The 4,472-nt window shown below is 67.8% G+C and carries 4 protein-coding genes and 1 pseudogene; 3 read left to right on the forward strand and 2 right to left on the reverse strand.

Translation table 11 applies throughout. From position 1 onward, the window contains the following. Together J5F18_RS12205 and J5F18_RS12210 are read left to right on the forward strand one after the other, a co-directional pair. Positions 1-479: phosphatase PAP2 family protein (locus tag J5F18_RS12205; RefSeq protein ID WP_346298895.1), on the forward strand; the 479-nt coding region annotated here is incomplete at its 5' end. 38 nt (positions 480-517) lie between these two features. Next, a complete protein-coding gene (locus J5F18_RS12210; RefSeq protein WP_346298896.1) occupies positions 518-1,141 on the forward strand; it encodes an alpha-ketoglutarate-dependent dioxygenase AlkB in 624 nt (207 codons plus the stop codon). 59 nt (positions 1,142-1,200) lie between these two features. Here J5F18_RS12210 and gcvT read toward each other — a convergent pair whose 3' ends face one another. Both gcvT and J5F18_RS12220 read right to left on the reverse strand, forming a co-directional pair. After that, positions 1,201-2,298, reverse strand: a complete 1,098-nt coding sequence (gene gcvT / locus J5F18_RS12215; RefSeq protein ID WP_346298897.1) for a glycine cleavage system aminomethyltransferase GcvT — start codon at positions 2,296-2,298, stop codon at positions 1,201-1,203. Positions 2,299-2,375: 77 nt separating this feature from the next. Beyond that, positions 2,376-3,782: a sodium:alanine symporter family protein gene (locus J5F18_RS12220; protein WP_346298898.1), complete on the reverse strand. Its 1,407-nt coding sequence runs from the start codon at positions 3,780-3,782 to the stop codon at positions 2,376-2,378. A 557-nt stretch (positions 3,783-4,339) separates the two neighbouring features. On the opposite strand from J5F18_RS12220, the pseudogene J5F18_RS12225 reads away from it, so the two are divergent. Further along, positions 4,340-4,472: pseudogene (locus J5F18_RS12225) on the forward strand (glycine cleavage system protein H); the annotation flags it as partial.

Here is a 4,472-nt window from a genome sequence, read left to right on the forward strand (position 1 = left end):
GCCTCGGCCGGCTCACCCTTTATCGTCCCTGGCTGGGGCTGCTGCGCCTGGCCAGTCGTCTCGGCGACTGGCCCGCCTGGGTGGCGCTGATTCTCGTCCAGCCGCTGCTGCACGAGACCGGCGGCTGGCAGCGCCTGGTCCAGCACACCCTCACGGCGCTGGCCGCCATCGCGGTCTATCGACTGGTGAAGACCCGGCTGTGCCGCGAACGACCCTGCATCACCTTCGTCGGCAACGTGCGATGCCGCGAGCCAGCCCGCGACCGCTACAGCTTTCCCAGCGGCCACACCCTGCATGCGGTGATGTTCCTCGCGCTGACCGCGAACCATCTGCCCTGGCTGGCGCCCTGGCTGGTCCCGCTGGTGCTGCTGATCGCCCTCTCCCGGGTCGGCCTCGGCCTGCACTACCTGAGCGATGTGGTGGCCGGCGCCCTGCTCGGGCTGCTGTTCGCCCTGGCCAGCCTGGCGCTCGTCGGCTGAGGCTCGTCGCATCAGCACCGCCGTGGCATCCTTGGTCGATGCCGACCGAGATCCTGCTGCCCGACCCGCCCCTGTGGCTCACGGCTCCCCTGATGGGGGAGCCCGATGCCAAGCGGCTGCTGGCCACACTCGAGGCCGAGCTTCCCTGGCAGCGCCCCAGCCTGCGCCTCTACGGCCGCGAGCACCCGATTCCCCGCACCCAGGTGTGGATGGGCGACCCCGCGGCCCGCTACCGCTACTCTGGCCGGGATTTCGCCCCCGATCCCTGGCATCCGGCGGTGGCCGACCTGCGGGAGCGGGTGATCGCCGCCCTGGCGGCCCAGGGCGTCGTGGCCTGCTTCAACAGCGTGCTGCTGAACCGCTATGCCGGCGGCGGCGAGCGCATGGGCTGGCACAGCGACGACGAGCCTGAGCTCGGCCCCGACCCGCTGATCGCGGCGGTGACACTGGGAGCCGAGCGGCCGCTGCGCTTCCGCTGGAAGCCGGGCGTGGCCCCTGCCGGTGACGCGGGTGCCGCAGCGCCCTTCAATGCGTGGCTGCCTCACGACAGCCTGCTGGTAATGGGCCCCGGCACCCAGCGATGGCTTCAGCACGCCCTGCTGCCGCGGCGGATCCCTGGCCTGCGCCTCAGCCTGACGTTCCGCTGGATCCACGACCGCTGAGGCGTGGGTCCGTGCGATGCGGCTGGAAGCAAGATAACGGTATAAATCCGAGCGATTGGCTAACCGCGATGATAGCCCGGCGCCACGAAGGGCATCTTGCTCACCGTCATCGGCAGGCGCTTGCCGCGCACCTCGGCGAACACCTGAGTCCCGATATCGGCGTGCTCCAGCGTCACGTAGCCCATGGCCACCGGCTGGCCCAGGCTGGGCCCAAAGCCGCCGGAGGTGACGACGCCGATGGCCTCGCCCTCGGCATCGAACAGCTCAGTCCCCTCGCGCACCGGGGCCCGGCCTTCGCCCAGCAGGCCGACCCGCTTGCGGCGATGGTCCTTGGCCTCGATCTGGTGAAGAATCAGGTCGGCGCCGGGGAAGCCGCCCGGGCGCTCGCCGCCGCGGCGGCGCGGCTTGCCGATGGCCCAGATCAGCCCTGCCTCGACCGGGGTGGTCTCGGTATCGATATCGTGGCCATAGAGGCAGAGCCCCGCCTCCAGGCGCAGCGAGTCCCGGGCGCCCAGGCCGATCGCCTCCACCTCCGGCTCGTCGAGGAGCCGCCTGGCCAGAGTCTCTGCCTGGTCGGCGGCCACCGAGAGCTCGAAGCCATCCTCACCGGTATAGCCGCTGCGGCTGACCCACACCTCGACGCGACCGTGCTGCAGAAAGACCAGCTCGCAGGCCGCCGGGCAGAGCCGCGTCATCACCTCGGCGCTTTCCGGCCCCTGCAGGGCGATCAGGCCGCGGTCGAGCACCTCGAGTTCGTGCCCCTCGGGCAGGCCACGCCGCAGATGGGCGACGTCCTGCTCCTTGCAGGCGGCGTTGACCACCAGGTAGAGGTGGTCGCCGGCGTTGACCACCATGAGGTCGTCGAGGATGCCGCCCTCCTCGGCCGTGAACAGCGCGTAGCGCTGCCAGCCCGGCTCGAGTCCGACGATATCCGCGGGGACCAGGGTCTCCAGCGCCTCGGCCGGAGCCGGCCCGCACAACAGCAGCTGGCCCATGTGGGAGACATCGAACAGGCCACAGGCGCTGCGGGTGTGCTCATGCTCCTTCTTCACCCCCAGCGGGTACTGAACCGGCATCTCGTAGCCGGCGAAGGGCACCAATCTGGCGCCCAGCGACCGGTGCAGCCCATGCAGCGGGGTATGCTTGAGTTCGCTCATCTTCTCTCCCTCGTCTTCGGATCGCGGAAACAAGGACGGGAGGTGCCATGGCACCTCCCGTCGTCATCGGGCCGGCCTCAGCCCTTGTCGTGGTCCAGCTCCTCGCCCGGCAGGACTTCCTTGCCGTCGAAGTAGTCCTTCGTCAGCTTGAACACCACCGGCGACAGCAGCGCCAGGGCGATCAGGTTGGGGATCGCCATCATGGCGTTGAAGGTGTCGGCCATCAGCCAGATGAAACCCAGGTTGGCCATGGCGCCCAGCGGAATCGCCAGCACGAACAGCACCCGGTAGAGCATGATGGAGCGGGTCCCGAACAGGAACTGGAAGCACTTCTCGCCATAGAAGGACCAGCCGAGGATGGTGGTGAAGGCAAAGATCGCCAGCGCCACCGACACGATCTGGTTGCCGAAGCCCGGCAGCGCCGCATCGAAGGAGAGGGCGGTCAGCGAAGCCCCGGCCTCACCGTCGATCCAGACCGTCGAGGTGAGGATCACCAGGGCGGTGATGGTGCAGACGATGATGGTGTCGATGAAGGTACCGAGCATGGCGATCATGCCCTGCCGGACCGGGTTGCGGGTCCTGGCCGCGGCGTGGGCGATCGGCGCGCTGCCCAGACCCGCCTCGTTGGAGAAGATGCCGCGGGCCACGCCGAAACGAATGGCCGCCATCACCGCCGCCCCGGCGAAGCCGCCGGCCGCCGCGATCGGGTTGAAGGCGTAGTAGAAGATCAGGCTGAAGGCCTCGCCGATCTGACCGGCGTTGACGATCAGCACCAGCAGCCCGGCCAGGATGTAGAGGATGCCCATGACCGGCACCAGCTTGCCCGCCACCTTAGCGATGCGCTTGATGCCCCCGAGGATCACCGCCCCGGCCAGCACCATGATCACCACGCCAGTGAGCCAGTGGGGGATATTGAAGGTGCTGTCCAGCGCATCGGCCACCGAGTTGGACTGCACGGTGTTGCCGATACCGAAGGCCGCCACGGCCCCGAAGAAGGCGAAGGCGCCGCCCAGCCACAGCCACTTCTTGCCCAGGCCGTTCTTGATGTAGAACATCGGGCCGCCCACGTGGTAGCCCGTGGCATCGGTCTCGCGGTAGCGGACCGCCAGCACCGCCTCCGCGAACTTGGTGGCCATGCCCACCAACGCGGTGATCCACATCCAGAAGATCGCACCAGGCCCCCCCAGGGCGATGGCGGTGGCCACGCCGGCGATATTACCGGTGCCGATGGTGGCGGAGAGTGCCGTCATCAGGGCGTTGAAGGGCGAGATCTCGCCTTCCTCTTCCTTGGTCTTCTTGACGCCCGGTGCCGGCTTGGCATCCCGCCCCTGCCACATCAGCTTGAAGCCCGTGCCGACCTTGCGCAGCGGCATCAGCTTCAGCCCGATCTGCAGGTAGAGGCCGACCCCCAGCAGCAGGATCAGCATCAGCGGGCCCCACACCACGCTGTTGATAGCATTGAAAATGCTGTTCAAGGTTTCCACATGAATCTCCCTTATGCGATTGTTGTTGTGATCCACCGCTTCCACCGGAACATTTCAGAGGATCATCCCGCTTCAGGCCCTGGCACGCGACGGATCAACAGATTGACCCTCGCAACATAGCGGATCTTGCCACCTGCATACCACCCGAAGGTGACAACGAAGCCTCAACCCTGGCAACCGAACGGCACACGGGTTTCCGATACGAAACATCACTGAGCCGACCTCTTGGTCGCCCGCCCCCACATCCCCTGCAGCATAGCCCCCTCAGCATAGCCTCACCGAGCGCCAGGCGTCTCGCCGCGTGGCCGCGTTGCAAGGGACGGTCCTGTCATCTGGCCACCCGCCAACCCGCCCGCCCTCCCGCGCCGATTCTTCCGCGCATCACCAGGCGGCATCACCGGCCGGGCCGGCGACGCGGGTGGACGAATCCAGCGCGGCAGGCCACCCTTGGTAGCGGGCGAGTTCCTCCCTCCCCAGCGCCAGGGCGGGCTCGCCAAACGCCGCCGATGGCGTTAGCATTCCCGATCACAGAAACCTTTTTCGTATAGGAAATCCTGATGAGCTCAATTCCTGCCAACCTGCGCTACGCCGAGAGCCACGAATGGGTGCGCGACAACGGTGACGGTACCGTGACCATCGGCATCAGCGACCACGCCCAGCAGGCGCTCGGCGACGTGGTCTTCGTCGAAC

Source organism: Halomonas sp. BM-2019, from assembly GCF_017584085.1.

What these genes read in the sequence shown, in the direction of transcription:
- J5F18_RS12210 (WP_346298896.1), top strand. Translation starts at nt 518, where the DNA reads ATGCCGACCGAGATCCTGCTGCCCGACCCGCCCCTGTGGCTCACGGCT.
- gcvT (WP_346298897.1), bottom strand. Translation starts at nt 2,298, where the DNA reads ATGAGCGAACTCAAGCATACCCCGCTGCATGGGCTGCACCGGTCGCTG.